We start from the raw sequence: 25,609 nt of genomic DNA on the forward strand, positions 1-25,609 counted from the left end.
TCATCCGCGGAATCCTGCTAGACTCCGCGCATGGAATGGACCGACGAAGGCATCGTGCTGGGCGTGCGGCGGCATGGCGAATCCTCCGCCATCGTCGAGCTGTTGACGCGCGAGCACGGCCGCCATCTCGGCCTGGTGCGCGGCGGCGCCAGCTCGCGGATGCGGCCGCTGCTGCAGCCCGGCAACAGCGTCACCGCGGTGTGGCGGGCGCGGCTCGACGAGCATCTCGGCATGTATGCGCTGGAAGGCACGCGGCTGCGCGCGGCGACGCTGCTCGGCTCGTCGCATGCGGTCTATGGTGTCACGCATCTGGCGGCGCTGGCCCGGCTGCTGCCCGAGCGCGATCCGCATGAGGACATCTACGAGATGCTGCAGGGGACGCTCGACGATTTCGAGGACGCAGGCGTTGCCGCCGTGCACCTGATCCGGTTCGAGCTCGCGATGCTGACCGAGCTCGGCTTCGGGCTCGACCTGGAAAACTGCGCGGCCACCGGGGAGACGTCGGACCTGATCTATGTGTCTCCGAAATCCGGCGGCGCCGTGTCGCGCGCGGCCGGCGAGCCATGGCGCGACCGGCTGTTGCCGCTGCCGGCGTTCCTGCGCGAAGGCGAGGGCGGCGCCAACAGCTGGTCGGACCAGGACCTGCTCGACGGCTTCCAGATCACCGGCCTGTTCTTGCTCCGCCACGTGCTGGAGCCCCGCGGCCAGGGCCATTCCGACGCCCGCGACGGATTTATCAACGCCGTGACGAGGCGACGGGGCCGGAGCGCGGTTCCGTAAGGCCGATTCGGGCCTTAAATTCCCGCTGATTCGCGGCTTGCCCGATTCACCGCCAAGGTTTAACGCCTCCCCATGGGAAAACGACAGATTCCGCCGGAAGAGCCGGCCGAAATTCACGAGGTGCCGCTGCGTGATGCGCTCGAGGAGCGCTATCTCGCCTATGCGCTCTCGACCATCATGCACCGCGCGCTGCCGGACGCCCGCGACGGGCTGAAGCCGGTGCACCGGCGCATCCTCTACGGCATGGACCTGCTCGGGCTCGACCCGCGCGCCGCATTCAAGAAGTCGGCCAAGATCGTCGGCGACGTGATGGGCTCGTTCCATCCGCACGGTGACCAGGCGATCTATGACGCCATGGTGCGCCTGGCGCAGGATTTCTCCTCGCGCTATCCGCTGGTCGACGGCCAGGGCAATTTCGGCAATATCGACGGCGACAACCCGGCCGCCTACCGCTACACCGAAGCGCGCATGACCGAGGTCGCGCGCCTCTTGCTCGAAGGCATCGACGAGGACGGCGTCGAGTTTCGTCTCAACTACGACGGCCAGTCGAAAGAGCCTGTCGTGCTGCCGGGCGGCTTCCCGAACCTGCTCGCCAACGGCGCGCAGGGCATCGCGGTCGGCATGGCGACCTCGATCCCGCCGCACAACGCCGCCGAGCTCTGCGACGCCGCGCTGCATCTGATCGAGAAGCCCGACGCCAAGTCGAAGGCGCTGCTGAAATGGGTCAAGGGCCCGGACTTCCCGACCGGCGGCATCGTGGTCGATTCCAAGGAAGCGATCGTCGAGGCCTACACCACGGGGCGCGGCTCGTTCCGCACCCGTTCGCGCTGGATCCAGGAGGAGGGCGCCCGCGGCACCTGGGTGGTCGTCGTCACCGAGATCCCGTGGCTGGTGCAGAAGTCGCGGATCGTCGAGAAGATCGCCGAGCTCATCAACGAGAAGAAGCTGCCGCTGGTCGCCGACGTCCGCGACGAGTCGGCCGAGGACGTCCGGCTCGTGATCGAGCCGAAATCGCGCACCGTCGATCCGGCGCTGATGATGGAGTCGCTGTTCCGGCTGACCGAGCTGGAAAGCAAGATCTCGCTGAACCTCAACGTGCTGATCAAGGGCCGCATCCCCAAGGTGGTCGGCCTTGCCGAGTGCCTGCGCGAATGGCTCGACCATCTGCGCGACGTGCTGGTCCGCCGGACCAAATTCCGCAAGACCCAGATCGAGCACCGCCTGGAAGTGCTGGGCGGCCATCTCGTCGCCTATCTGAACCTCGACAAGGTGATCAAGATCATCCGGACCGAGGACGAGCCGAAGCCGGTCTTGATGAAGACCTTCAAGCTCACAGAGATCCAGGCCGATGCCATCCTCAACATGCGCCTGCGCAATCTGCGCCGGCTGGAGGAGATGGAGATCCGCACCGAGGACAAGGATCTTCGCAAGGAGCTGAAGGGCATCGAGGGCCTACTCGCTTCCGAGACGGAGCAGTGGGCCAAGGTCAGCGATCAGGTGCGCAAGGTCCGCGACATCTTCGGGCCCAAGACGCCGCTCGGCAAGCGCCGCACCACCTTCGCCGATGCGCCCGAGCATGACCTCGCCGCGATCGAGGAAGCGCTGGTCGAGCGCGAGCCCTGCACCGTCGTGATCTCAGAGAAGGGCTGGGTGCGGACGCTGAAGGGCCATGTCGAGGATCTCTCGGGGCTTGCCTTCAAGACCGACGACAAGCTCGAGCACTCGTTCTTCGCCGAGACCACCTCGAAGCTGTTGCTGTTCGCGACCAACGGCAAGTTCTACTCGCTCGACGTGGCAAAACTGCCGGGCGGCCGCGGCCATGGCGAACCAATCCGCATGTTCATCGACCTCGAGCAGGACGCCGCGATCATCTCGCTGTTCGTCAACAAGGGCGAGCGCAAGTTCCTGATCGCGAGCAGCGAAGGGCAGGGCTTCATCGTCAAGGAAGAGGACTGCGTCGGCAACACCCGCAAGGGCAAGCAGGTGCTCAACGTCGAAATGCCGAACGAGGCCCGCGCGATCACGACCGTGAACGGCGACACCGTCGCGGTGATCGGCACCAACCACAAGATGGTGCTGTTCGGTCTCGACCAGGTGCCGGAGATGGCGCGCGGCCGCGGCGTGCGCCTCCAGAAATACACCAGTGCGTCGCTGTCTGACGTTGCGGTGTTCGATGCCAAGGCCGGCCTGACCTGGAAGGATTCCGCCGGCCGCGAGCACAGCATGACCATGAAGGAACTGGCCGACTGGCGCGGCAACCGCGCCGACGCCGGCCGGCTCGCCCACGGCCTGCCGAAGTCGAACAAGTTCAATCGCGGCGTGGAGTAGCGGTGTTGTAGCCCGGATGAAGCGAAGCGAAATCCGGGGCCGCTTTCGCGTTTGGCAACGATCCCGGATTGCGCTGCGCTCCATCCGGGCTACGCGGTTAACTTGCGCTGTGTGATAGTATCCACATTTCAACGCGCTATAACCGTCGCCGACGACATCGGGCGACGGTTGCCATGGCGCACAATCACGACCACGACCACAGCGGTCATTCTCACGGACATGCCGGGCATTCCCATGCGGGGCACAGCCACGCGCCCGACAGTTTCGGCACGGCGTTTGCGGTCGGCGCGTCGCTGAACACCGCCTTCGTCGTCGCGGAGCTGATCTGCGGCTATTCCGCCAACTCGCTGGCACTGGTCTCCGACGCGATTCACAATCTCTCCGACGTCATCGCGCTGCTGCTGGCCTGGGGCGGGGCATGGCTCGCCGGCAGGCGGCCGACCGATACCCACACCTATGGCTACCGGCGCGCCTCGATCCTGGCGGCGCTGTTCAATGCCGGGTTGCTCCTGATCGCGGTCGGCGGCATCGCGGTCGAGGCGATCAATCGCTTGCGCGAACCGGCGGAGGTCGCAAGCTGGACCGTGGTCTGGGTCGCGGCGCTCGGTATCCTGATCAATGGCGGCACCGCGCTGCTGTTCATGCGCGGCCGCGACAGCGACCTCAATGTCCGCGGCGCCTATCTGCACATGGCGGCGGATGCCGGCGTCTCGCTCGGCGTTGTGATCGCCGCGCTCCTGATCATAGCGACCGGCTGGCAGTGGCTGGATCCGGCGATCAGCCTGGTGATCGCCGTGGTGGTGCTGCTGAGCGGCTGGGAGCTCGCCCGCGACAGCGTCAACCTCGCGCTCGACGCGGTGCCGAGGGGGATCGATCTCAAAGAGGTGAGGGACTATCTCGCCGCGCTCGAAGGCGTCACCGAGGTGCACGACCTGCACATCTGGGCGATGAGCACCAGCGAGACCGCGCTGACCGCGCATCTGGTGCGGCCCGGCGGACACGACGATGTCTTCCTGCATCACGTCTGCGCCGAGCTCTCGGAGCGGTTCAGCATCCACCACGCGACGCTGCAGGTCGAGATCAGCAGCGAGACCTGCCGGCTGGCGCCGGCGGAAATGGTCTAGCCGACGCGGCCGCCACGCACTCGCATTCAATTGATCGATCGACCCATGTCCACGTCTTCCACGGGCGGCGACGACACGGCACATTGCGACCGCGCGAATGGCTGGCGTAATCAACGGAGGGCGACGTGAAGAAGGCAATCGGTCTTGCAATGTTGTTCTTCGCCGTGGGCGCGCTGCCGCATGCGCATGCCGAGCCGGCGAAAGCAGGCGTCGAGAAGCTCTACATCCTCAACTGCGGCGAAGGCGTTGCCGGCGACATTTCACGCTGGTCGCCCGGCGTCAATGAAGGCAAGTCGATGGACTTCGTCGACAATTGCTACCTGATCAAGCATGCCCAGGGCTGGTTCCTGTGGGACACCGGGATTCCCGACGCGGTGGCGGCGATGCCGGACGGCCTTGCGCCGGCCGATCCCAAGGCGGTCACCTGGCGGCGGCCGAAGACGCTCGCCGCGCAGCTCGACCAGCTCGGCGTCAAGCCGTCGGACGTTAAGGCGATCGCCGTGTCGCACACCCATCCCGATCACATCGGCAATGTCGAGCTGTTCCCGGCCGCGATGCTGTATGTGCAGAAGGCGGAATATGAATGGCCGGGCGCCAACAACGCGCCGCGCTTCAAGGCGGAGCATCCCGTGACGAAGCTCGAAGGCGACCGCGACGTGTTCGGCGACGGCAGCGTCACCATCCTGTCGACGCCGGGCCATACGCCCGGTCACCAGTCACTGCTGGTGAAGCTGCCGAAGACCGGTGCGATCGTGCTGACCGGCGATGCCGTTCACTTCAGGGATAATTGGGACAATCGGCGCGCGCCGAGCATGAACGCCAGCAAGGAGCAGACGCTGGCCTCGATGCAGAAGATCGCCGACACGCTGACGAAAGAGAAGGCGCAGCTCTGGATCAACCACGACAAGGCGCAGCGCGACGGGCTGAAGCTGTCGCCGGACTTCTACGATTGAGCGGCCTTGGCGGCGTTCGCTTTCGACCAGTTTCGAAAAATATGCGCGGTCTGATCATCCATCGGGAAGAAGCTTTCGATGCGCAGCTCCTGCAGCGTGACGTCCTGGGGCGTCCCCAGCGTCGCGATCGTGGTGAACAGTTGCAGGCTGACGTCGCCCTTGCGGAATAGCATCGGCAGCACCGGCCCGGATGTCGGCCCCGGCGGCGCGGCCAATGCGGCCTCGACACCGTCATAAGCCAGCAGGCGCTTGAGCAATTCCGCCGTCGCGGTGGTGCCGTCGGCGGCGGCGTCGGCCTCGACGCTGCGGAGGAAGTAGCCGGCGACCTCGGTCCAGTTGGTGAGATAGGGGCGCAACACACCGGGCGCGACCAGCGCATCGGCAAGATTGACCGCCGTGCCTGATACCAGCGGCCTGACCAGGAATTCCACCAATTGCCCGGCGCCTGAATTGGCGAGCAGCAGATTCCAGTGCCGGTCGACCACGACCGCCGGGAAGGGCTCCTGCTGTGCCAATATGAAATCGAGCGCGTAGCGGATCTGGGCGAGCTCCGGCGCGGCGAGGTCGGTTTGCCGCCAGACCGGCGCGAAGCCGGCCGCGACCAAGAGCGCGTTCTGCTGGCGCAACGGCACGTCGAGCGCCGCGGCAAGCCGGATCACCATGTCGCGGCTCGGTGCGGCGCGGCCGAGCTCGAGGAAGCTGAGATGGCGCTGGGAAATATCCGCGCGCCCGGCGAGTTCGAGTTGCGAGTGCCCCTTGCGTTGCCGCCACCAGCGCAGGCTGGCTGCAAAATCGCGCTGCTGCGACATGGGTACCTGCCAAATACCTGCCAAGTAGTTGCCGGAATGATCTCGACGGGCAAGATGCCACAAGCGAATGCAAAACGCATGGGGATCGGCATGGGCGAGTGGATCGGCGTTGCGATTGCCTTGGTCTCGAGCTGCCTCGGCGGCACGGCGGCGGCGATCACGCGTTATCTGGCAGGCAATGCCGACCCGATCACGCTGGCGATCCTGCGCTGGGCAATCGGCTTTCTCTGCGTGCTGCCCGCCGCGGTCCTGCTCGGGGCGAAGTGGCCGCGGCGCGAGGACTTGCCGGCGGTCGCGACGCTCGGCGTTGCCTTCTTCGGCGTGTTCTTCGTGCTTTATAATCTCGCGATGTCCTACACGACTGCGGCACGCGCCAGCCTGGCGCTGGCGACCTTGCCGCTCTCCACCATGGTGGTCGGCGCCTTGCTCGGCATCGAGCCGCTGACGATGCGCAAATCGATCGGGGTCTCGATTGCGGTGCTCGGCGTGGCGGCGGCGCTGGCATCCGGGCTGGCGGCGGCGCCAGTGGGCGCATGGCGCGGCGAACTGATCATGGCCGCCGCGGTGCTCTGCATGGCCTTCTACAACGTGCTGTCGCGGCCGTTCATCCGTCGCTCCAGCGCGCTCGGTTTCCTTGCCGTCGGCATGGGCGCCGGCGCGGCGGCGCTGGTGGTGGTGGGCTCCTTCACCGGCAGCCTGGCGACGCTGCGCGAGTTCGGCCCGTCGCAATGGATCGCGGGGTTTTATCTCGGCATAGCCGGCGGTGCGCTGGCCTTCATCCTGTGGGTGCTGGCGCTCGAGCGGGCCTCGCCGACCCGCGTTGCCAACACCATGACGGTCAATCCGATCGCCGCCGGGCTGCTTGCGAAGCAATTGGTCGGCGAGCCGATCACGGCCAATCTGGTCGTCGGCCTGATCGCGGTCTTCGCAGGGATCTGGATCGCAACGTCGGAAACCAAATCGGTCTGATCAGCCGCGCGGGGCGGCAGGCGCGGTCGCTGGCGGGGCAGGCGAGTGCTTCGGCTTCAGCGTGCCGGCATAGAACGACAGGACGAACACCAGGATAAGGCCGACAAGATAGACCCCATAGGATTGCGGCGGGGTGATCGCCCATTGCATGAGGCGTCGGATCGGGTTTGGCGGGCCAGCGTCGTTGTCCATGCGCTGTTGTGCGCGAGCGGCCGGACAAAAGGAAGCGGAATCGGCGCTCTTCGGCGGCCGTGTTCCGCGCGAAATGGTGAGGCGGGCGGCCTTGCAATGCCGCATTGGCGTTCGCATCTGTCACGCGACGACCAACCCTTCCTCCCGCACCAATTGCCCGGCATAATCCAGCTTATGGAACTGACGCCCCGTTTGCGCCTCATGAATTGGTTGGTCCGCCAGGGTCTGACGGGCCTGCCGGAAAACGACCTGCTGCGCGGTTTCTGCGAGCGCTGCCGGGCCGCCGGCATGCCGCTGTCGCGGGCGATCGTCTTCATCGATACGCTGCATCCGATCTTCGAGGGACGCGGTTTCCGCTGGAACGACGGCGAGAGCAACGAGGCCGACATCTTCGAATACGGCTCGACCAGCACCGGCGAGGCCAGCCAGACCTGGCGGCGGTCGGCCTTCTATCACATGCTCGAAAACGGCCATGACGAGATAGTGATCGATCTCGCCGACACCTCGCACGATTTCTCGATGATCGGCGAGCTGGCCGAAAAGGGCCACAAGCATTTCGCCGCCTTCGTGCATCGCTTCGGCGAGGCCGGCACGATCGGCGAGATGGACTGCTTCTACTCCTACTACACCACCCGCCGTTCGGACGGGTTCGACGAGAACCACATGGCGGCGCTGCGCGACCTGGTGCCGGTGCTCGGGCTCGCGATCAAGTCGGCCGCCCAGGTCGAGATCGCTCGCACGCTCGGACGGGTCTATCTCGGCCGTGACACCGCGGAGCAGGTGCTGCGCGGACGCATGCAGCGCGGCATCACCGAGAAGATCAAGGCCGTGCTGTGGTACTCCGACGTGCGCGGCTCCACCGCGATCAGCGAACGCATCGGCCCGGACGAGATCATTCCGTTCCTCAACGACTATGCGCAGGCCTCGATCGACGCGATCCATGACGCCGGCGGCGAGGTGCTGAAGCTGATCGGCGACGGCGTGCTGGCGATGTTCACCGGCGAGAACGTGGCAGGCGCCAAGCGGGCCGCGCTGCGGGCCGAGCACAGATTCCGGCATAACATCCGCGTGCTGAACGATCGCCGTGAGAACGAGGGCCGGCCGACCACCACGGCCTATGTCGGGCTCCATGTCGGCCAGGTCTTCTACGGCAATATCGGCAGCGAGGACCGGCTGGATTTCACGGTGGTCGGACCGGCCGTCAACGAGGTCAGCCGGATCGCATCGATGTGCGCCTCGGTCGATCGGGAATTGCTGACCTCGACCGATTTCCGCACCGGGCTCGACGCCGCCGGCCGCAACTATCTGGTCTCCACCGGCCGCTTCGTGCTGCGCGGCATCGGCCATGCACAGGATCTCTATACGCTGGATCCGGCTGTCGCCGCCGACGAGGTGGTCGGCGGCAAATACGAGCGGTATCTAGCGAGCTAGACCTTCCCGTCATTGCGAGGAGCTCGCGACAAAATTGCAGAGCAATTTTGCGCTGAAGCGACGAAGCAATCCATCCCTCCGCAAGTGGAGACATGGATTGCTTCGCTTCGCTCGCAATGACGTGGGTGGAGAGTCCGTTCAGCACCGCGCGGGTTCGCCGACCATGTCGGGCTGGCGCGTCAGCGCCACCGCGGGCGACATCAGGATCACTAGCGCCTGGGCGGCGAAGATCGCGGCCGCGAGATAGAGGCAGGCTTCGGCGCCGTAGAGGCCGCCGACGATGGCGCCGAGCGCGGAGCCGAGCGGGCGCGCGCCGTAACTCATGATGTTGATCGCCGAGACGCGCCCGAGCAGCGAGGGCGGCGTCACCGACTGCCGCAGCGTGGTGGTCGAGATCACCCACAGGATCGGGCCGACGCCGAGCAGGAAGAAGCTGAGGCCGGCGAGCAGCGGCGTCGCAAACCAGGTCGTCAGCGCCATCACGGCCGCGGCGACGAAGCCGGTAACCGGGCCGAGCCCGATCACGGTGCCGAACGCCAGCCGCTTCATCACGCGGGTCGCGAACAGCGCGCCGACCACCATGCCGACGCCGTACATCGCAAGCGTGGTGCCGACGCCGGTGGCGCTGAGCCCGAGATGGCGCACCGCATAGGGCACGAACACGGCGAGCAGCAGGAACGACGCGGTGTTGAAGATGAACTGGGTGATGAACACCGGCCGCAGCAAGGCGTGGTGCATCACGAAGGCGGCGCCTTCCTTGATGTCCTGCAACGGATGGCGGCGCGGGGCAGGCTGCCGCGCCGGCTCGTAGATGCCGGCGAGCAGCACGACCGCGATGGCCGACAATGCCGCGGCGAAGCCGAATGCGGGCGCGGCACCGACCCAGCCGACCAGCACGCCGCCGAGCGCGGGGCCGCTGGCGAACGCGACGGTACGCGCGAGCTCGATGCGGGCGTTCGCCGCCGGCAATTGCTGTGACGTCACCAGCGAAGGGACCAGCGCCGGCGCAGCGACGCTATAGGCGACCGTGCCGCAGACCGCGATGAAGCCGAGCAGCGCGAGCAGCGGCAGCGTCATCAGGCCAAGCCACAATAGCAGCAGGATCGCGGCAAGCGCGGCCGCGCGCAGCGCTTCGGAGCCCGCCATCACCCAGCGCCGGGACACGCGGTCGGCGAGCAGGCCGGCGGGGATCGCAAACAGGATGAAGGGCAGCGTCAGCGCGGTCTGCAACAGGCCGGTCTGGCCTTCGCCGACGCCGAGCAGCAGCACGGCGACGATCGGCGCAGCCGCAAGCGCAATCTGTTCGGCCGATTGCGCGGCAAGGTTGGACCAGGCCAGGCGGTTGAAGGTGGCCGGCAGGCGAGGCGTATCGGCGGACATGACGGAATCCTTGATCATTCGACTGCCCATAGTGTGTGGTTGGAAGAGGCCCGATCCCACCCGTTTCCCGATAACGCCAAAAGCAGAAGCCCGCCGAAGGGGATCGGCGGGCTCTTCCAGAGTCAGACTTGGCTGAAAGCCGTCACTGCGGTTTGGGAGCAGGCGCCAGTTGGCCCGTAATGGTGCCGACCAGCGCGGTTGGCGCGCTTTCGATGCCCACCGTCGGTGTTTCGGCGACCTCGGCCTTGCGCTGCGCCAGCGCGCTGGTCAGGCTGGTGAGTGCGTCGGAGCCGGCGGGGAAGCCGGCCTCCGAGAGGATCTTGTCGATCATCGGCTTGAATGCGGAGACCGACAGCAGCTGCGCGGCGAGGCCGTCGCCGAGCCCGAGGCCGCCATTGCCGTTGGCGTGGCCGTTGGCGCCGCCACGGCCGAGCATGCTGCCGGTGTCGAAGATCCGGATGTCGGAAATCTTCTCGATCGGCTTCACCGCCTCGGCGAGCGCGCTCGGGATCACGTTGATCCGCGCGAGGTTGAGATCGTAGGCGATCATGTCGGCGCTCAGTCTGTTGCGCGCCTCCGCCTTCATCGTCGCGACCTCGGCTTCGGCCTGGCCGAGCGCCTTGACGCCGGCAGCGCGGGTGGTGGCAGCCGCCGCATCGGCCTTGGCGAGCACGTTGGTGGCTTCCGCCTTGTTGGCGGCGGCCTGGCGTTCCGCCTCGGCCATCACCGTGATCGGCATCGCGTCGGTCTCGGCCGCCTTGCGCGCCGCGATCACGTTGATGATCTTGTCGCGCTCGGCGATCTCGGTGGCGCGGGCGGTGGTGACCTTTTCCTCGGCGGCGATCGCGACCGCACGCGCGGTCTCGGCGATGGTCTGGGCCTCCGACTGCTCCTTGCTCTTGGCCGCGACCGCGATCGCGCTTTCCTGCGCGACGATCTGAAGGTCGCGCTCCATCTCGGTGTTGCGGCGCTTGACCGCGAGATCGGCCTCGATCTTGCGCGTGTCGCGGGCCTGGTTGGCCTCGGTCTGCTTGTTGGCGACCGCGAGCTCCTGCTGGATGCGGTATTCGGCCTCGTTCTGCAGCGCGGTCTGTTCGACCTGCGCCGTCTGCGCGCGCATCGCGGCGGTCTTGTTGGCGATGTCGCGCTGCTGGGCGAGCTCGGCCTCGCGCTTGGTGCTTTCGATCGTCAGCGTGGTCTGCCGCGCCACCAGATCCTGCTGGGCGATGTTGACCTCGGTGGTGCGGACGATCTGGTTGCGCTCCTGCTCACGCTCCTTGGTGATCTTGGTCAGCGTGGTGAGACCATGCGCATCGAAGAAATTGCTCGGGTTGAAGTGCTTGATGTCGCTCTGGTCGAGCTTCGTCAGCGACACCGATTCAAGCTCGAGACCGTTGTTCTGGATGTCGGCGCCGACCGCGTCCTGCACCGCCTTGACGAAGGTGGCGCGCTGCTCCTGCAATTCCTCGAGGTTCATGGTCGCGGCGACCGAGCGCAGGCCGTCGACGAACTTGGCCTCGACCAGCTCGCGCAGCTCGGCCGCGTCATTGGTGCGGTTGCCGAGCGTCTGCGCCGCGAGCGCGATCGACGACGCGTCGGGTTTGACGCGCAGATAGAACTCGGCGCCGATGTCGACGCGCATGCGGTCCTTGGTGATCAGCGAGTCCGGGCCGCCGCGCGCGACCTCGAGCCGTAGCGTTTTCAGGTTCACCGCCGCGGTGGAGTGGAAGATCGGCAGCACGAGCGAGCCGCCGTCGAGCACCACCTTCTGGCCGCCGAGGCCGGTGCGGACATAGGCCTCATCGCGCGTCGAGCGCTTGTAGAGCTTTGCGAACAGGAGACCGATAACGAGGATGACGATGACGCCAATAACGACGGGTACAGCAAGTTCCCACATGTGTTATGCCCTGTTGGAAGATCGTTGTTATTCGACGAGGTCGGCTGGAGCGGCAATCGCGATGAAGCCCTTGGCGTCGTGATCGACCAGCAGCACGCTGGCGCCGACCGGCAATGCCTCGGACTCCGCGCTGGCACGCGCCGACACGGTGTGCCAGTTGCCGAAGACATCCTTGAGACGGACCCGGCCGGGCAGGCCCTGATCGAGCGGGCCGACCGACACGGTTGCGACCTTGCCGACAAAGTCGCTGTCGTTGACCGCATAGCTCTCGTCGCGCGGAATGATGCGGGCGAGGCCGCGGCTGGTATTTCTGATCACGGGGATGCTGCCTGCGGCAGCAACCACCGCGGCAAGCGAGACCGGGATGGCGGTGCCTGTGGCGTGCGCCAGTCCCTGAAGCAGGAAGCCTCCGATCGAGAAGATGCCGAGGATCAGGATGATCAGGATCAGGAGGGGAAGCCGTCCGGCGTTGATCCAGAGAAACAGGCCACTGAGAGCATTGTGGCTCTCGGCCTCGACCGCGAAATCCTCGCCGATGAGTTCGCTGATCGAAAGTCCGACCATGGTGCTGAGCAGTTCGATACCGCCAAGTGCCACCATGATCGCAGCCGCGACCGCGAAGGGCCGCACGTCGGGGGCGAGCAGAATGTCGCCAACTGCACTCATTTTTCTGACTTGATCCTTTCAAGCCGCGCCGCGATTTCCTTTTCGCGATGCAGGCGATCGAGTTCGTCAAGCTCCTTGTCGCCGAGCACGCTGGAGGCGGGAACGCCGGTGACCCGGGCGATCGCCGCCATGGCGCGCTCAGCACTCAATGTATTGGTCGTCGATGGACCCCGGCTGGTTTCGTCCTGGGCCTCGCGGATCAGGCTTTGTTCGAGATCGGCCAAGCGCGTCTCCGCCTCGCGGCGCGCGCCGAGCATGGCCTGCAGCGCCTTGGTCTGCTCGTCGATTTCGAGCTCGATGAAATCCATCGCGCGTTCCAGCGCGATCACCTGCGACTCCAGATCAATTTGCCGTGCGACGCCGGCACGCGCGAGATCCTCGCGATTTTCCGCAAGTGCGAGACGAATCTTCTCGTTCAGATTGGTCGTTTCGGTATCCAGTTCTTCGCGCCGCTTCTTCAGGCGGAATTCTTCGGCGCGTGACTTGCCGAGGGCGTAGCGCGCCTCGTCGGCGCCGGCGTCGATCTCGCGGATCGCCTGTTTGACCAGCGCGACCTTGTTGTTGTTCTCGACATTGTCGATGGTCTGGCTCGCGATGGCGGCAAGAAGCCGGCCCATGCGCGCAAGGATACCTTCGTGAAGCATGGTCTTCTCCTCCGGTTGTGCTGATGTCGATTTGACGGCGATGTGGATTTCGTAGCCGCGTCCATCCGAGATCAAATGCGCCGGGAAGGGGCTTTCCCAGCCCGAGACATATCCCGGCACATCGAACGGCACCAAGACGCGTCCGCTGACAGTGCTAATGGTCAGTGAAGTTGGGCCCTTGATCGCAAACAACTTGTCGTCGAGCGGTATCCGGCGGACGGCGGCGCCTGCAATGTAATTGGCGCGGTCGCGCAGGCCGAGCGTCACCAGCCGTGCGGGCAGGCCGGTCTCCTTGCGGATCTTCTCGTAGGCCTGGGCGTGCAGCGAGACGAGGTTGGCGCCGACGGGGGCGACCTCGGCGAGGATCGCCATCATCCGGTCATAGGCCGCAAAGGTCGCCTCGATTGCCTCGATGCCTGAAGGGTCAGGGGCGAGGGCGTAGCGCAGCGTTGCGGTCGGCGTCTCGACGGGCAGTTTGATCATGCATCTAACGTAAAGCACTTCCTCAGTACTTTACAAGCAGGGCGGCTGGTATCATTTTCGTGAGCCTAGATGCAGTTGCAAATGAGTTGCAATAACGGGAGAGATCAGCCATCTTCGTCGGATGGATGCTCGGACCCCTGAACTGTCTTCCGTTTCCGTTCCCAATGCCGTGCCAGGCGGCTGGCGGGGCGATGCCGGACATGTGCGCAGCCTGCCGGAGGTGAACGCGACCGTCGCGGTGCCGTCAGGCGGCCTTTGGTGGCGGCGGCTGCTGGCCTTCGCCGGGCCGGGCTATCTGGTTTCGGTCGGCTATATGGACCCCGGCAACTGGGCCACCGACCTCGCGGGCGGATCGAAGTTTGGCTACACGCTGCTGTCGGTCATCCTGCTCTCCAACCTGATGGCGATCCTGCTGCAGGCGCTCGCCGCACGGCTCGGCATCGCCACCGACCGCGATCTCGCCCAGGCCTGCCGCGCGACCTATTCGAGCCCGGTGAACCTGCTGCTGTGGCTCGCCTGCGAGGCCGCGATCATCGCCTGCGACCTCGCCGAGGTGATCGGCACCGCGATCGCGCTCAAGCTGCTGTTCGGCATTCCGCTGATCGGCGGCGCGCTGCTGGCGGCGCTCGATGCGTTCCTGCTGCTGCTCCTGATGAACCGCGGCTTCCGCTTCCTCGAGGCCTTCGTGATCGCGCTCTTGATCGTCATCGCGGTCTGCTTCGTCGTCCAGATCGCGGCCGCCGCGCCGCCGGTTGCCGCCGTGATCCGCGGCTTTGTGCCGTCGCGCGAGATCGTCACCAATCCGGAGATGCTGTACATCGCGATCGGCATCATCGGCGCGACCGTGATGCCGCATAACCTCTATCTGCACTCCTCGATCGTGCAGACCCGCGCCTATCCGCGCACCGAGGAGGGGCGGCGCGACGCGATCAAATGGGCGACCACCGATTCCACCATTGCGCTGATGCTGGCGCTGTTCGTCAATGCCGCGATCCTGGTGCTGGCGGCCGCGACTTTCCACAAGAGCGGCCATTCCGACGTCGCCGAGATCGACCAGGCGTTCGAGCTGCTGTCGCCGCTGCTCGGCCTCGGCATCGCCTCGACGCTGTTTGCCGTGGCGCTGCTCGCCTCCGGCCTCAACTCGACGGTAACGGCGACGCTGGCGGGCCAGATCGTGATGCAGGGCTTTCTCGATCTGCGGCTCCCCGACTGGCTGCAGCGGCTGGTGACCCGCGGCATCGCGATCGTCCCGGTCATCGTGGTCGCCGCGCTCTATGGCGAGAGCGGCACGGCGCAGCTGCTGGTGTTCAGCCAGGTCGTGCTGTCGATGCAGCTGCCGTTCGCGGTGATCCCGCTGGTGCGCTTCGTGTCCGACAAGCGCAAGATGGGCGCGTTCGCGATTTCGCGCCCCGTCGCGGTGGCCGCGTGGATCGTCGCAGGGTTGATCGTGATCCTGAACGTGAAGCTGCTGATCGATACGTTCTTCGGCAGCTAGCATGATCCGGAAAAGTGCGAAGAGGTTTTCCGAAAAGATCATGCTTAAACAAGAATCTAAAGCGCGATGATGATTCAACCTCATCTCATCGCGCTTTAGCAGAATCGACCGTCGCTCAAGGTCGGTGCGCTCGGGATCGTGGGTCTCGTAGGCGCCGCGGCCTCTCCACGTCATTGCGAGCGAAGCGAAGCAATCCATCGCGCCACATGCGGAGATATGGATTGCTTCGTCGCTATGCTCCTCGCAATGACGCGGATGGGTTCGGGGCCTTAGTCCTGCGGCTCGGCGAGCACCTCGCCTGACGCGTCGACGCGCAGCCAGCCCGACGGCGCGAGCCGCTGCTGCGGCAGGAAGCGGCCCTTGTAGTCCATCTTCTTGGAGCCCTCGATCCAGTACCCGAGATAGACGTAGGGCAGGCCCTGCCGGCGGGCGCGGGCGATGTGATCGAGGATCATGAAGGTACCGAGCGAGCGGGCCTCCAGCCCGGGCTCGAAGAACGAATAAACCATCGACAGCCCGTCGCTGAGCACGTCGGTCAGCGCCACTGCCATCAGCTCGTCGCCGCGGCCGGTGATGGCGCTGTCGGCGTTGCGCTTGCGATACTCGATGATCCGGGTCTCGACATGGCTGTCCTCGACCATCATCGCGTAGTCCAGCACGGTCATGTCGGCCATGCCGCCGTTGCGGTGGCGGCGGTCGAGATAGGCCCGGAACACCGAATATTGCTCCGAGGTCGGCACCGCGGTGCGCTGCTCGCCGATGATGTCGGCGTTGCGGGCCAGCACCTTGCGGAAGTTGCGGGAGGGGCGGAATTCGTTGGCGATCACCCGGACCGAGACGCAGGCCCGGCACTGGTCGCAGGCCGGGCGGTAGGCGATCGACTGGCTGCGGCGGAAGCCGCCATGGGTCAGCAAGTCGTTGAGATCGCCCGCTTTGTCGCCGACCAGGTGCGTGAAAACCTTCCGCTCATGTCGGCCCGGCAAATACGGGCAGGGCGATGGCGCCGTCAAATAGAACTGGGGAGTATCACGCGAATGCTGGGTCACGTCAGATCGTCGGGCTCCACAAATAATACAGGCAGCCGAGTTAACATCGCCCCCCTGAGGCTAACGGTCAATTGGTTTAGGCGGGCCTAATAGGAGGTCCGCGCGGCCGGGGCGACCGGGGTCCGGACCGAGCTGTTGATAATGACGGTTCCGAGGATGATGTCGTGCAGCAGCCGGCGGCGGCCGTTGAGCAGCCCGATCAGGAGCACCAGCGGCGACAGGAACGAGATCGTCACCCAGAACAGCACCGCATGGGTGGCGCCGAGCACGAAATAGCCGCGCGCGCCGTACCAGGTCCGCAGTTCCAGATCCATCATGCGCATGCCGATGGTGGCCGAGTGCTGCCCCCCGATCGAGGCGCCGTAATAGACGATCGCCCAGACGATCGAGGCAGGCGAGACCAGCCAGAACAATGCCCAGCCGAGACCGAGCGTGACGAGGCCGAACACGATGAAAATCACCGCCAGGATCACTGGCACCGACAGCACGAACAGGTCGATCAGGAATGCAAACACGCGTCGCGTCAGCACGCCGCGGAACAGGTCCGGCTGCATCATTGGGTCGAACGCATGCGGAGGAACGCCGCCGTCGTTGCGCCAGGCCTCATTGCGCCAGGTGCCGCCGTCATTGCCGTAGGACATGACCAACCTCCGATGAAAGTCCCGCGCAGGAGATGGGAACAGGAGGCGCGTTCGCCAAGCCTGCGCGAACATTAACTAGCCGAAATAATCCGGCGATTCGGGGGCTGGATCGAGCGGTTCTATCTTCGCGCCGTCATTGCGAGCGGCGCGAAGCAATCCACTTGTCGCAATAACGGGCGACGGCTGTCAGCTCTCCGCCTTGATCTTCTCGGCGGCCTTCGGCGCGAAATAGGTGAGGATGCCGTCGGCGCCGGCGCGCTTGAAGCCGACCAGGCTCTCCATCATCGCGCGCTCGCCGTCGATCCAGCCATTGGCGGCGGCGCCCGCGATCATCGCGTACTCGCCGGACACCTGGTACACGAAGGTCGGCATCGCGAAATGGTCCTTCACGCGGCGGACGATGTCGAGATAGGGCATGCCGGGCTTCACCATCACCATGTCGGCGCCCTCGGCGATGTCGAGCTCGACCTCGCGCAGCGCCTCGTCGGAATTGGCGCTGTCCATCTGGTAGGTGCGCTTGTCGCCGGTCAGCGTCTTGGCCGAGCCGATCGCGTCGCGGAACGGGCCGTAGAAGGCGGACGCGTATTTCGCCGCATAGGACATGATCTGCACGTCGCCGAAGCCGTTGTCGTCGAGCGCCTCGCGGATCGCACCGATCCGGCCGTCCATCATGTCCGACGGCGCGATCACGTCGCAGCCGGCCTCGGCCTGGGTCAGCGCCTGCTTCACCAGCACCGCGACGGTCTCGTCATTGAGGATCCTGCCGCCCTCGATCAGCCCGTCATGGCCATGGCTGGTGAAGGGATCGAGCGCGACGTCGCACAGCACGCCGATGTCGGGAAACTCCTGCTTGATCGCGCGCACCGCCTGGCAGACCAGATTGTCGGGATTGAGCGCCTCCGAGCCCTGCTCGTCGCGCAGCGACGGCTCGGTGAACGGGAACAGCGCGATGCAGGGGATGTTGAGCTTTGCCGCGCGCTCGGCGTCGCGGACGATCTGGTCGACGGTGAGCCGGTCGACGCCGGGCATCGAGGCCACCGGCGTGCGGGTGTTGTTGCCATCAACCACGAACATCGGCCAGATCAGGTCGTTGGTGGTCAGCACGTTCTCGCGCACCAGGCGGCGGGCCCATTCCGACTTGCGGTTGCGCCGCATCCGGATCGTGAGGTCGAGCGAGGGGGAGGCGAGGGCGTCAGTCTGGCGCCGGGGCGCATCGCGCAGTTCGATCGGGCGCCCGAATTTGATCGCCATGTCTTCTTCTCCTCGACGGACGGCTGGTCTGGACCTGATAAGGTCTGGACCTGATATAAGTCCGGTTCTAGCACCTGTCAGGGCCGCCGTCATTGTGCCGCTATTGCATCCGTGGCGCCCTTGATTTGCCGCAACGGCAATTGATTTTGCGTCCCCGGCGGGCCAAGACTGCGCCCATGAACCCCATTTTGCAGCCGCTCTGCGGCGATTCGGATGTCTGACACCTCTGCACGCGATCAGGCGCGGGACAATGCCATCTCGGTGAGCGCGATCTCGTCCGACCGGATCGAGCCGGACGACAATGCGTGGACGCGGCGCCTCGTCATCTTCCTGCGCATCATGGCCGTCGTCTCGGTCGCCAAGGGCCTCTATCACTGGGCCCAGGTGACCGGCTTCGTCGGCGGCGAGGAGGAGGCCTTCGAGAACCAGTCGATGGCCTGGCAGACCGCCACGATCTATTTCGCCGTCATCGAGCTCGTCGCCGCCGTCGGGCTCTGGCTCGCGACGCCCTGGGGCGCCGTGGTGTGGCTGACCACTGTGGTGTCGATGGCGGTCATCGAGCTGATGTTTCCCGGCATCTATGGCGGCAGCCTCACCGTGGTCGGGCTCGAGGCGCTGATGCTCGCCGCGTATCTCGCGCTGGCCTGGATGTCGGCGCGCGAACGCCCGCCATAGGCCGGCGTGCAGCGATGGCCGGATGCACTGTTGCCCCGTGGCGACAGCGCCACGAATAGCCGGCCGCGGCCGGCAATATTTGGCAGCCGTGCGCGCAACGAGAAGACAGCATTGCTGGTTCTGATAGGTGGGTGCCGACAGATCGCATCCGTTTGAGACACTCCCTTGCGGGACCGTCTCTACGGGACCTGCCGTCGGGGCCCATTTCACCGGACCTCGGCGCGTGTGCCGGCCGGCTTTGCGCGGGCCGACGGCGGAACCGGTCTGGCTCTCCGCAACAGATCTGCACCGCTTGCGCGCATCGCGTGCACGTCCCGCCGCCGCACTCCGATAAAATTTTCAAAGAATTTTCCGGTAACCGATCGGTCACCGTAAAGGGTTCCCTCATACCCGTTACGCCACCGTTTCGAATTCAGACGATGCTGTTTCCGAATGTGACAGGGCAGGCAGACGAAGCGTGAACAAGGGTCCGCCACCGTCAATGAAAAGTTGCGAAAAGCCTTTGATCCATGGGCTTAATCCACGATTCACTGTCTTAAATTCATGATCTCTTTATTCTCTTATTTAAGCGGATATTCAAACGGCCCCCTTACGTTGGACCTATCAGGCGGGACACAAGTTTCGTCGAATAAAGTCGATAAAAACGACAAACAGGGGAAGTGTCATGATGAAAGCCGTTGCGACAACGGCGGCGGATGCCGCCGATCGCGCTACCGGTCAAGCTCCGGTGCAGCCGCTCTATCTCGAAGCCCTGACTTTGGTGGAGCGGCTGCATCGCCGGCTCCTCGACGTCATCAAGGACGAATTCGATCGTCGTGGCCGCGCCGACATCAACTCGGTGCAGGCGCTGCTCCTGTACAACATCGGCGACAAGGAGTTGACCGCCGGCGAGCTGCGCACCCGCGGCTACTATCTCGGCTCCAACGTCTCCTACAATCTGAAGAAGCTCGTCGAGCTCGGCTTCCTCGATCATCAGCGCTCGCGCGTCGATCGCCGCTCGGTCCGTATCCGTCTGACCCCGCAGGGCCAGGAAGTCCGCAAGATCGTCGACGCGCTCTATCAGAAGCACGTCAAGACGGTGGAGCAGGTCGGCGGCATCTCGAACGAGGAGTTCGCGAGCCTCAACAAGTCGCTGCATCGCCTCGAGCGCTTCTGGACCGACCAGATCCTGTATCGCCTCTGAGCCTTCCCGTTTTCGCCTGATGGCCAAGCCGGCCGCGCGAGAAGACCGGCAGCCTTCCTTCAGTCCAGCCTTGCTCCAGTCCAACCTTGCTCCAGTCAACGCATCGGTCATGCCCGGCCGATGCGTTTTTCATGCTGCACCTGCGAAAATAAATGGGCCCCGGCGAGGAACCAAGGCGTTCCCTGCGGCTTATCCGTTAGCCAACGGAGAGGCAGGGATATGTTGCTCGAACGCGGGATTGAGGTGCTGAATGTCGAGGTCGTCGGTGACGCCTACGCGATCGCCTCGAACTATCTGCGCAAATCCGGCGCCATCCCCGACAATTTCGCCACCAATGAGCGCCTGCTCGGCATCATCGTGAAGCTGTTCCAGCGTGGTGAGATGAATCGCCTCCGCCTCGCCAACAAGGCGATCGCGAAGTTCGAGGCCGAGACGCTGGTGGTCGCCTGAGCGTCAACCCGGAGACTTCAATGGAAGCCGCTATCGATCGGATCATGCAGACGTATGATCTGCTGCTCAACCGCACGCCCGCTGCGAGCGAGGAAGCGCGGGCGAAGGTCACAGAGTACGTGCAGACGCTGTTCGACGCCGGCGAGCGCGATCCGCATCGGTTGACGGTGTGCGGGCTGACCTATCTGCGCCAGCTCGACGGTAGTACCGACCACGTGAAGGCCGGCTATACCGGGCTGTAGCGGCGCGCCTGGCTTCGCGGTCTGATTCCGCGTCGTCGGCAAGGCTTCCTCGGCGGCGATTTGCTTTGCTCGCAACGACGCGATGACGGTGCGGGTTCCTCACGCACGATCGTCGTCCTGAAGCAGGACCTATAACCACCGCATTTGGCGATGAGCGGGATCGCGGCCCCAGCGTCGCGCAACAATTGAGATTTGGGGTAATGGGTCCTGGCTTTCGCCAGGACGACACTGAGTTTGTCGCACCTCAAAACTGAAATGGAGCAACCGAAACCGCCAACTTTCCGTCGCTCGATTTCTGCACGGTGAATTCGACTTCCTTGGAAGCCTTGATGTCCCCCACAGAAACCGAGATGCCGCCGCTGCATTGCAATGTTCGCTTGTCCTCACTTGCCGACGTCGTGACGATCTTTTCACCGAGGAGGTATTGTGGCTTTGCGTTTTCGGCAGTGGGCTTCGCCGTCGATTCCCTGGCGGCGAAATTGACAAGCGGATTGCGGTGATCGTTGGAGATGGTCTGGAGCACGGCCTTCCGGGTTTCGATTGAATCGCACTCGAGTTGATCGCCGCAACCACCCAGAACAACCAGAACCGGGAACCCTAAAAACCAAAGCAGTCGCGACGGCATGCCGATTGACTTGTGTGGGATGGATGGTTTCCGACAACCGACCCAACGGAGCATGGTTCCTGCGCTCGCGCTCGGCGCGGCCGCTCCGGCTGCGGCTTGCGATCTTGCTAACCGGCCGGCCACTATCGAAGGGAACGCTGATCTTGCTGCTCCGTTGGTCCTCGATTGCTTGCGAGGAGCCGATCATGCGCACAACCGTCCTATTCGCTGTCCTGGCGTTCGTCCTGGCGTTCGGCGTTGCAGGACTGGCAAGTGTGAGCCCAGCCAGCGCCCGGGATTATCGCTGGTGCGTGCAGGGGCGCGGCGTCGGCTATCCCGGCGATTGCATGTACCAAACCCGCGCCCAGTGTCTCGCGTCAGCTTCCGGAAGGAACGTGACCTGCGGGATCAATCCTCGTGCCGCATATGGTCAGCAGCGGCGGGGATATCGCGACCGCTATTGATTGTCGCGCCGATGGCGCGCGCGAGGCGGTTGGGGAAGGGCGCACCCTAAGGGTGATGCGGTTAGCCGGGGCCGCTTTTTGAGCCTGCCGTTTTGAAACCTCTCCTGCCCTATGGATAGGTGTGGCCTTTCTGAGCAACGCGCACAGCCAGTGGCGTGCGGGGAAGATCCCCAAACTCGGACGAGTCGTAGTCTCGGCCTTCAGGTGTCACGATGTGGATGTCGTAACACTGCGACCGTGAAAGCTCTTTTGCCTTGCGTAGAGCTGCTTCGGCCGTGCCACGACGGTGCACGATCTCTCCAATCTTGCACTTAGCTTTTACGGTGAAGCTCATCTTTCTTCTTTTTCTTGTTTCGTTTGACGACCTCGGCCTGAGCCCGGAACGCTTGGGCGAGGCTCTTCATTTGCTCGGCCGCGAATTCGTCAGCCGTCCGCACCGCCGCCTGCTCGGCGGTCTTGGCCTGCTTCTTCAGGTCCTTGGCCATGCCCATGCCCTGTAACGTCCATGCCGTTTCGCCAGTTCCATCCGTCTGATCTCATGGACGCGAAGCTGGCAGGAACTTTTTAGGCTTCCCGGGCTTTTTGATTTTGCTTTTGGGGCAGCCAAACGTCAGCGTTGGAGAGAGGAGCCATGAAGCGACGACGCCGGGTTAGGCAGATTTTGCCCCTTGAAAAACGCCTTGCCCAAGAAGCCGAACGGCTACGTCAACGGGCCAAGAACCTTCCTCCCTGTCGAGAGCGAGAGACCCTGTTGAGGCAGGCGCGGCATGACGAAACCACCGCCAATTTGGCGGCGTGGCTACTGTCTCAAGGTCCGCGGGCACCCATCTAGGAGGACGCTCAATGCATACAAACCACCACCATATCGACGGTGTGGAGATTGCCTTTGTCAGCGCTGCGACCGTGTCGCTTGTGGCTCTCATCGCCTCCATGGCCTGGCTTTTGCTAGGGTGAAATTCCGAACCAGGGCTCCGATCCGAGACCTTCGATCGGGATCGTTAGGCGGAACCCATGGAATGAAAGATCTTCTCCAGCGTGACCAATGAGCCAAAGATTGCGCCGGTCACAGCGAGGAAGACAGCGAAAGAGTAGATCAGATACATAAGGCAACGTCTCCCGGATGCGTACCAAGCCTCCGGATAACGGACGCGTCCTTTGATGGTTCGAAGGCACGCGGGTGGCTTTGCGGCCTTCGCGCGAGGCGAGCGGCGGGCATCACGAGCGGATTTGCTCTCCCGCCGCCCTGAATCGCTCACGCCGCGCGTGACGACCGATCGGAATCGTCGAGCAACCGGCCTAGTATCCGGCGTTCTTCCTCGATCCTCCGTCGATAGCGTTCGCGCTCTTGTTCCGAGGTCGCGCTATCCAGCAGGAATTGATAGTGACCGATGACTTTTTCGCTGCCTCTTATGAGCAGTTGTTGCAGCCCATTCATGGCTTGATCTCCTCGCAAGCTGCGCGATCGAACGAGGAGGGAAGGGATGGAATGTCGGCCGCGAGGCCTTGCATTGCCGTGGTTTCTTCGGACAGCCGTCTTTCGATGAATTCGCGCTCGAGGTCGGAGAGCTGGGTCTGCAGCAATCGCCGATACCGATGAATATTGTTGCGATGAGCGCGCAACTGTTCAAGCCGGTGGTCGAACAGTTCTGAGCTCCGGCGCCTTGCCTGTCCAAATCTTGACCGCCAGCGTCCCTCGAGGCGGTCGATGACCTGCTTCGGTAGCCTGATGTCTGTCATCTCGCGCTCCTATGCAGCCAGGCAGCGGTCGACGGAGCGCAGGCGGGCAGGCCGGCCGCCTGGCGGATGGTGCGGATCGCTGTCGAGCGCGCGAAGCGCTTCGAGGATGTCGCTGACAGGAACGGGCGCTTTGAGCCCCTTGGGTGCGCGCAAAGCGGGATTGGACGCTACAGCGCTGGCGTCCGAGGCCCAGGATGCCAGGAGAGCGCGTTTCTCGGCCAGGCTCAGGCGAGAATCCCGCACCACATCGTGCGGGACCTCATATTGGTGGTGATCGCCAATCGGCAGATGAAAGCCAATAACGTTATGAGCAGGCGCGGTCGTCGGCCGCATGGATACCTCCGTTCGAAAGACGAGTTGCTGAGAAGAGTGAGAAGACGAAGCCGCGACCTGTTCGTCGGACGCGGCTTCGCCGGTTCAATCAGGCGGCGACGTTTTCGAGCTGTCGGGGCGCCGTGTTCGATGCCGCGTTGATCGCGATGCGTCGCGGCTTCATCGCCTCCGGCACTTCGCGCGCCAGCTCGATCCTGAGAAGCCCGTTGTCGAACGCCGCGCTCTTGACCTCGACGTAGTCGGCCAGGCTGAACTGGCGCTTGAATCTGCGCGTCGAGATGCCCTGATAGATGTATTCGCGCTCGGCCTTCTCGACCTTGACGCCTTCGACAGTCAGAACGTTCTGCTCTGCCGTGACGGAAATCTCATCCGGCGCAAAACCGGCGATCGCGAGCACGATCTGATAGCTGTCTTCGGACAGCCGTTCGATGTTGTAGGGCGGGTAGTGATCTTCGCCGGCCCGGTGGGCTGCTTCGGCAAGATCAAAGAGCCGGTCGAATCCGATGGTCGACCGGAACAGGGGAGAGAAGTCGTATGTGCGCATAGCCAAATCCTCCATAGAGCAAGATGGATATGAACGGCACCGGACACGACCGGTGCCCGTCTCGCCTGGCCCCGAGGGGCGACCAGGCCCCAGCCTCCGCGTTGGGGGCTGGCGCGAAAGAAATTAAAAACCGGAGATATCGTGTCAAGAACCCGGCCGAAAAATTTTTGCGATTGCCGCGTCAGAACTGCCACCTGCGGCCGCGCCGTTTGAATGCCTGCGATCAGCCCGCCTCGAGGGAGGCGTGTTGCAGACAGGACATCGCCGTGGAAAATCGGATCGCCGATTTACATAAGCTAATGCTGGAACCGCGCGGTTCTTGATGGATGGGGGAGCCTGCCTCCAATAGCTCAGCCCCGGATCAGGCAAACGGCCCCAGCACCGGCCTCCAGGCCCCCAAAGGTGCTGGGGCCATTTCGTGGTTTGGCGCGTTACCTGATGCGTATCGGGCGAGCTTCGACCGCGCCACCATCAAGTGAGTGATCTGCCGCAGCGTCCCGTCTGCCCTCAGTGAGCAGACGGGACGTCGGTGTTACTTGTTCTCCGGCTTCCACGTCGTGCTGGCGCGATCGTATTTGAAACCGGGCGCGGCCTTCAGGCTGTCCTTGGTCTCGTCGAGCGTAAGCCACCACTTGTCGTCCTTCTTTTGAGACTTGACGGCTGTGAACGGCACGATCACGTCCTTCTCGCCGGCGCCGAGGAAGCCGCCGACACCGACGACGAGACCGGTCACCTTGCCGGACTTGTCGACAAGCACGTCGTCGATCGTCCCGATCTTGGATTCCTTCGGGTCGTAGACATTCTGCTTGTAGTAGTTGGTGATGGTCGAACTGTCCGCCGGCGCGGCGGGCATGGTGGTTGCTGCATGCGCGGCGGTAGCGAACGCCGCAGCCATGATGCAGCCGATAGCCAACTTCTTCATAAGAGGTCTCCTTGCTTCAGTGCATATGGCCGATCAGGTAGATGCCGCCGCCGATGACGATGATCGCCGGCACAGCCCAGAGAATGATGACTGGCATGCGATCGCCTTCTAGTTCGAGGTGCAGACCTTGACGCTCTTCATGCCGGTCTCGGCCTCGGAGCGCGTCTTGTAGACAGTGCCCGACGGGCTGACGACGGTGGTCGTCGTGTCGACCGGCTTCTTGTCGACGATCGTGCACTTCTTCGTCTTCACGTCCTGCACGACGTAGAATTCATCCGCTGCAAATGCCGGCGTGACGAAAGCGGCAAGCAAAGATGCCGCGACAATGGTCTTAAACTTCATGTTCTCTCCTCCAATAGCCGTACC

At 64.3% G+C, this 25,609-nt stretch carries 29 protein-coding genes; 12 read left to right on the top strand and 17 right to left on the bottom strand.

The features are described from left to right. Nucleotides 1-30 precede the first annotated feature (30 nt). The 4 genes from recO (at nt 31) to I6F38_RS02215 (ending at nt 5,185) form a co-directional block, all read left to right on the top strand. Nucleotides 31-780 (top strand): DNA repair protein RecO, encoded by a 750-nt coding sequence (gene recO, locus I6F38_RS02200; protein ID WP_225158905.1) that lies wholly within the window; start codon nt 31-33, stop codon nt 778-780. A gap of 72 nt (nt 781-852) precedes the next feature. Further along, a complete protein-coding gene (parC, locus tag I6F38_RS02205; RefSeq protein ID WP_225158906.1) occupies nt 853-3,108 on the top strand; it encodes a DNA topoisomerase IV subunit A in 2,256 nt (751 codons plus the stop codon). A gap of 173 nt (nt 3,109-3,281) precedes the next feature. Beyond that, entirely contained in the window at nt 3,282-4,232 is a 951-nt protein-coding gene (locus I6F38_RS02210) for a cation diffusion facilitator family transporter (RefSeq protein ID WP_225158907.1), read from the top strand. A 149-nt stretch (nt 4,233-4,381) separates the two neighbouring features. Then, entirely contained in the window at nt 4,382-5,185 is an 804-nt protein-coding gene (locus I6F38_RS02215) for an N-acyl homoserine lactonase family protein (RefSeq protein ID WP_225159047.1), read from the top strand. Here I6F38_RS02215 and I6F38_RS02220 read toward each other — a convergent pair. Further along, nucleotides 5,176-5,994, bottom strand: coding sequence for a helix-turn-helix domain-containing protein (locus tag I6F38_RS02220; RefSeq protein WP_225158908.1), 819 nt, complete (start codon nt 5,992-5,994; stop codon nt 5,176-5,178). The genes I6F38_RS02215 and I6F38_RS02220 overlap by 10 nt on opposite strands. Before the next feature lie 90 nt (nt 5,995-6,084). On the opposite strand from I6F38_RS02220, the gene I6F38_RS02225 reads away from it, so the two are divergent. Continuing rightward, entirely contained in the window at nt 6,085-6,963 is an 879-nt protein-coding gene (locus tag I6F38_RS02225; protein WP_225159048.1) for a DMT family transporter, read from the top strand. Here I6F38_RS02225 and I6F38_RS02230 read toward each other — a convergent pair whose 3' ends face one another. Continuing rightward, nucleotides 6,964-7,155, bottom strand: coding sequence for a hypothetical protein (locus tag I6F38_RS02230; RefSeq protein ID WP_225158909.1), 192 nt, complete (start codon nt 7,153-7,155; stop codon nt 6,964-6,966). Between the two features lie 174 nt (nt 7,156-7,329). On the opposite strand from I6F38_RS02230, the gene I6F38_RS02235 reads away from it, so the two are divergent. Then, nucleotides 7,330-8,586 carry an adenylate/guanylate cyclase domain-containing protein gene (locus I6F38_RS02235; protein WP_225158910.1) on the top strand — a complete coding sequence of 419 codons (1,257 nt, stop codon included), beginning with the start codon at nt 7,330-7,332 and terminating at the stop codon, nt 8,584-8,586. A gap of 138 nt (nt 8,587-8,724) precedes the next feature. On the opposite strand, the gene I6F38_RS02240 is transcribed toward I6F38_RS02235, so the two are convergent. The 4 genes from I6F38_RS02240 to I6F38_RS02255 all read right to left on the bottom strand — a co-directional run bounded on the left by I6F38_RS02240 (nt 8,725) and on the right by I6F38_RS02255 (nt 13,656). Further along, a complete protein-coding gene (locus tag I6F38_RS02240) occupies nt 8,725-9,966 on the bottom strand; it encodes an MFS transporter (RefSeq protein WP_225158911.1) in 1,242 nt (413 codons plus the stop codon). A 142-nt stretch (nt 9,967-10,108) separates the two neighbouring features. After that, on the bottom strand, nt 10,109-11,863 hold the full coding sequence (locus I6F38_RS02245; protein WP_168855951.1) for a flotillin domain-containing protein: 1,755 nt from the start codon (nt 11,861-11,863) through the stop codon (nt 10,109-10,111). A gap of 27 nt (nt 11,864-11,890) precedes the next feature. Continuing rightward, nucleotides 11,891-12,529, bottom strand: coding sequence for an OB-fold-containig protein (locus I6F38_RS02250; protein ID WP_225158912.1), 639 nt, complete (start codon nt 12,527-12,529; stop codon nt 11,891-11,893). Continuing rightward, nucleotides 12,526-13,656, bottom strand: a complete 1,131-nt coding sequence (locus I6F38_RS02255) for a PspA/IM30 family protein (RefSeq protein WP_225158913.1) — start codon at nt 13,654-13,656, stop codon at nt 12,526-12,528. Before I6F38_RS02255 ends, I6F38_RS02250 begins: the two co-directional genes overlap by 4 nt. Nucleotides 13,657-13,777: 121 nt before the next feature. On the opposite strand from I6F38_RS02255, the gene I6F38_RS02260 reads away from it, so the two are divergent. Next, complete coding sequence (locus I6F38_RS02260) at nt 13,778-15,151, top strand: Nramp family divalent metal transporter (RefSeq protein ID WP_225158914.1); 1,374 nt, start codon at nt 13,778-13,780, stop codon at nt 15,149-15,151. A gap of 269 nt (nt 15,152-15,420) precedes the next feature. Here the strand turns inward: I6F38_RS02260 and I6F38_RS02265 are convergent, their stop codons facing one another. The 3 genes from I6F38_RS02265 to hemB form a co-directional block, all read right to left on the bottom strand. After that, on the bottom strand, nt 15,421-16,197 hold the full coding sequence (locus I6F38_RS02265) for an arginyltransferase (protein WP_026192842.1): 777 nt from the start codon (nt 16,195-16,197) through the stop codon (nt 15,421-15,423). An 86-nt stretch (nt 16,198-16,283) separates the two neighbouring features. Next, nucleotides 16,284-16,838, bottom strand: a complete 555-nt coding sequence (locus I6F38_RS02270; protein ID WP_225158915.1) for an RDD family protein — start codon at nt 16,836-16,838, stop codon at nt 16,284-16,286. 186 nt (nt 16,839-17,024) lie between these two features. Then, nucleotides 17,025-18,089: a porphobilinogen synthase gene (gene hemB / locus I6F38_RS02275; RefSeq protein WP_225158916.1), complete on the bottom strand. Its 1,065-nt coding sequence runs from the start codon at nt 18,087-18,089 to the stop codon at nt 17,025-17,027. A 213-nt stretch (nt 18,090-18,302) separates the two neighbouring features. Between hemB and I6F38_RS02280 the strand changes: the two genes are divergently transcribed. From I6F38_RS02280 to I6F38_RS02295, 4 genes are all read left to right on the top strand, one after another. Continuing rightward, complete coding sequence (locus I6F38_RS02280) at nt 18,303-18,764, top strand: DUF6163 family protein (protein WP_016845013.1); 462 nt, start codon at nt 18,303-18,305, stop codon at nt 18,762-18,764. A gap of 664 nt (nt 18,765-19,428) precedes the next feature. After that, on the top strand, nt 19,429-19,947 hold the full coding sequence (locus I6F38_RS02285; protein WP_018271925.1) for a MarR family winged helix-turn-helix transcriptional regulator: 519 nt from the start codon (nt 19,429-19,431) through the stop codon (nt 19,945-19,947). 219 nt (nt 19,948-20,166) lie between these two features. After that, nucleotides 20,167-20,397 carry a hypothetical protein gene (locus I6F38_RS02290; RefSeq protein ID WP_016845011.1) on the top strand — a complete coding sequence of 77 codons (231 nt, stop codon included), beginning with the start codon at nt 20,167-20,169 and terminating at the stop codon, nt 20,395-20,397. Nucleotides 20,398-20,417: 20 nt separating this feature from the next. Continuing rightward, nucleotides 20,418-20,639, top strand: a complete 222-nt coding sequence (locus I6F38_RS02295; RefSeq protein ID WP_050384934.1) for a hypothetical protein — start codon at nt 20,418-20,420, stop codon at nt 20,637-20,639. A gap of 244 nt (nt 20,640-20,883) precedes the next feature. On the opposite strand, the gene I6F38_RS02300 is transcribed toward I6F38_RS02295, so the two are convergent. Further along, nucleotides 20,884-21,264, bottom strand: coding sequence for a hypothetical protein (locus I6F38_RS02300; RefSeq protein WP_225158917.1), 381 nt, complete (start codon nt 21,262-21,264; stop codon nt 20,884-20,886). Nucleotides 21,265-21,449: 185 nt separating this feature from the next. Here I6F38_RS02300 and I6F38_RS02305 point away from each other — a divergent pair, with 185 nt between their 5' ends. Continuing rightward, nucleotides 21,450-21,707 (top strand): DUF3551 domain-containing protein, encoded by a 258-nt coding sequence (locus I6F38_RS02305; RefSeq protein WP_092078420.1) that lies wholly within the window; start codon nt 21,450-21,452, stop codon nt 21,705-21,707. A 311-nt stretch (nt 21,708-22,018) separates the two neighbouring features. On the opposite strand, the gene I6F38_RS02310 is transcribed toward I6F38_RS02305, so the two are convergent. The 7 genes from I6F38_RS02310 to I6F38_RS02345 form a co-directional block, all read right to left on the bottom strand. Continuing rightward, the gene (locus I6F38_RS02310) at nt 22,019-22,192 is read right to left on the bottom strand and encodes a hypothetical protein (protein WP_225158918.1); all 174 of its coding nucleotides are present in this window, start codon (nt 22,190-22,192) and stop codon (nt 22,019-22,021) included. A gap of 767 nt (nt 22,193-22,959) precedes the next feature. Beyond that, nucleotides 22,960-23,142 carry a hypothetical protein gene (locus tag I6F38_RS02320; RefSeq protein ID WP_057020734.1) on the bottom strand — a complete coding sequence of 61 codons (183 nt, stop codon included), beginning with the start codon at nt 23,140-23,142 and terminating at the stop codon, nt 22,960-22,962. Beyond that, nucleotides 23,139-23,444 (bottom strand): hypothetical protein, encoded by a 306-nt coding sequence (locus I6F38_RS02325; protein WP_225158920.1) that lies wholly within the window; start codon nt 23,442-23,444, stop codon nt 23,139-23,141. Before I6F38_RS02325 ends, I6F38_RS02320 begins: the two co-directional genes overlap by 4 nt. Before the next feature lie 9 nt (nt 23,445-23,453). After that, a complete protein-coding gene (locus I6F38_RS02330; protein ID WP_092078022.1) occupies nt 23,454-23,777 on the bottom strand; it encodes a hypothetical protein in 324 nt (107 codons plus the stop codon). Nucleotides 23,778-23,865: 88 nt separating this feature from the next. Continuing rightward, complete coding sequence (locus I6F38_RS02335; protein WP_057020733.1) at nt 23,866-24,321, bottom strand: Hsp20 family protein; 456 nt, start codon at nt 24,319-24,321, stop codon at nt 23,866-23,868. A 532-nt stretch (nt 24,322-24,853) separates the two neighbouring features. Further along, the gene (locus I6F38_RS02340; RefSeq protein WP_028340955.1) at nt 24,854-25,243 is read right to left on the bottom strand and encodes a PRC-barrel domain-containing protein; all 390 of its coding nucleotides are present in this window, start codon (nt 25,241-25,243) and stop codon (nt 24,854-24,856) included. Nucleotides 25,244-25,351: 108 nt separating this feature from the next. After that, nucleotides 25,352-25,585 carry a hypothetical protein gene (locus I6F38_RS02345; protein ID WP_092078020.1) on the bottom strand — a complete coding sequence of 78 codons (234 nt, stop codon included), beginning with the start codon at nt 25,583-25,585 and terminating at the stop codon, nt 25,352-25,354. Between the last annotated feature and the right edge of the window lie 24 nt (nt 25,586-25,609).

It is taken from the genome of Bradyrhizobium sp. BRP56 (assembly GCF_020194035.1).
In the GTDB taxonomy this organism is placed as follows: Bacteria; Pseudomonadota; Alphaproteobacteria; order Rhizobiales; family Xanthobacteraceae; genus Bradyrhizobium; species Bradyrhizobium australafricanum.

Coding starts and splice junctions, on each gene's coding strand:
- I6F38_RS02220 (WP_225158908.1), bottom strand. CDS start 5,994: ATGTCGCAGCAGCGCGATTTTGCAGCCAGCCTGCGCTGGTGGCGGCAA.
- I6F38_RS02215 (WP_225159047.1), top strand. CDS start 4,382: ATGTTGTTCTTCGCCGTGGGCGCGCTGCCGCATGCGCATGCCGAGCCG.
- I6F38_RS02325 (WP_225158920.1), bottom strand. CDS start 23,444: ATGACAGACATCAGGCTACCGAAGCAGGTCATCGACCGCCTCGAGGGA.
- I6F38_RS02235 (WP_225158910.1), top strand. CDS start 7,330: ATGGAACTGACGCCCCGTTTGCGCCTCATGAATTGGTTGGTCCGCCAG.
- I6F38_RS02340 (WP_028340955.1), bottom strand. CDS start 25,243: ATGAAGAAGTTGGCTATCGGCTGCATCATGGCTGCGGCGTTCGCTACC.
- I6F38_RS02290 (WP_016845011.1), top strand. CDS start 20,167: ATGTTGCTCGAACGCGGGATTGAGGTGCTGAATGTCGAGGTCGTCGGT.
- I6F38_RS02345 (WP_092078020.1), bottom strand. CDS start 25,585: ATGAAGTTTAAGACCATTGTCGCGGCATCTTTGCTTGCCGCTTTCGTC.
- I6F38_RS02210 (WP_225158907.1), top strand. CDS start 3,282: ATGGCGCACAATCACGACCACGACCACAGCGGTCATTCTCACGGACAT.
- I6F38_RS02300 (WP_225158917.1), bottom strand. CDS start 21,264: ATGCCGTCGCGACTGCTTTGGTTTTTAGGGTTCCCGGTTCTGGTTGTT.
- I6F38_RS02255 (WP_225158913.1), bottom strand. CDS start 13,656: ATGATCAAACTGCCCGTCGAGACGCCGACCGCAACGCTGCGCTACGCC.
- I6F38_RS02320 (WP_057020734.1), bottom strand. CDS start 23,142: ATGAATGGGCTGCAACAACTGCTCATAAGAGGCAGCGAAAAAGTCATC.
- parC (WP_225158906.1), top strand. CDS start 853: ATGGGAAAACGACAGATTCCGCCGGAAGAGCCGGCCGAAATTCACGAG.
- I6F38_RS02330 (WP_092078022.1), bottom strand. CDS start 23,777: ATGCGGCCGACGACCGCGCCTGCTCATAACGTTATTGGCTTTCATCTG.
- I6F38_RS02230 (WP_225158909.1), bottom strand. CDS start 7,155: ATGGACAACGACGCTGGCCCGCCAAACCCGATCCGACGCCTCATGCAA.
- I6F38_RS02270 (WP_225158915.1), bottom strand. CDS start 16,838: ATGTCCTACGGCAATGACGGCGGCACCTGGCGCAATGAGGCCTGGCGC.
- I6F38_RS02240 (WP_225158911.1), bottom strand. CDS start 9,966: ATGTCCGCCGATACGCCTCGCCTGCCGGCCACCTTCAACCGCCTGGCC.
- recO (WP_225158905.1), top strand. CDS start 31: ATGGAATGGACCGACGAAGGCATCGTGCTGGGCGTGCGGCGGCATGGC.
- I6F38_RS02335 (WP_057020733.1), bottom strand. CDS start 24,321: ATGCGCACATACGACTTCTCTCCCCTGTTCCGGTCGACCATCGGATTC.
- I6F38_RS02305 (WP_092078420.1), top strand. CDS start 21,450: ATGCGCACAACCGTCCTATTCGCTGTCCTGGCGTTCGTCCTGGCGTTC.
- hemB (WP_225158916.1), bottom strand. CDS start 18,089: ATGGCGATCAAATTCGGGCGCCCGATCGAACTGCGCGATGCGCCCCGG.
- I6F38_RS02310 (WP_225158918.1), bottom strand. CDS start 22,192: ATGGCCAAGGACCTGAAGAAGCAGGCCAAGACCGCCGAGCAGGCGGCG.
- I6F38_RS02295 (WP_050384934.1), top strand. CDS start 20,418: ATGGAAGCCGCTATCGATCGGATCATGCAGACGTATGATCTGCTGCTC.
- I6F38_RS02285 (WP_018271925.1), top strand. CDS start 19,429: ATGATGAAAGCCGTTGCGACAACGGCGGCGGATGCCGCCGATCGCGCT.
- I6F38_RS02250 (WP_225158912.1), bottom strand. CDS start 12,529: ATGAGTGCAGTTGGCGACATTCTGCTCGCCCCCGACGTGCGGCCCTTC.
- I6F38_RS02245 (WP_168855951.1), bottom strand. CDS start 11,863: ATGTGGGAACTTGCTGTACCCGTCGTTATTGGCGTCATCGTCATCCTC.
- I6F38_RS02280 (WP_016845013.1), top strand. CDS start 18,303: ATGTCTGACACCTCTGCACGCGATCAGGCGCGGGACAATGCCATCTCG.
- I6F38_RS02260 (WP_225158914.1), top strand. CDS start 13,778: ATGGATGCTCGGACCCCTGAACTGTCTTCCGTTTCCGTTCCCAATGCC.
- I6F38_RS02225 (WP_225159048.1), top strand. CDS start 6,085: ATGGGCGAGTGGATCGGCGTTGCGATTGCCTTGGTCTCGAGCTGCCTC.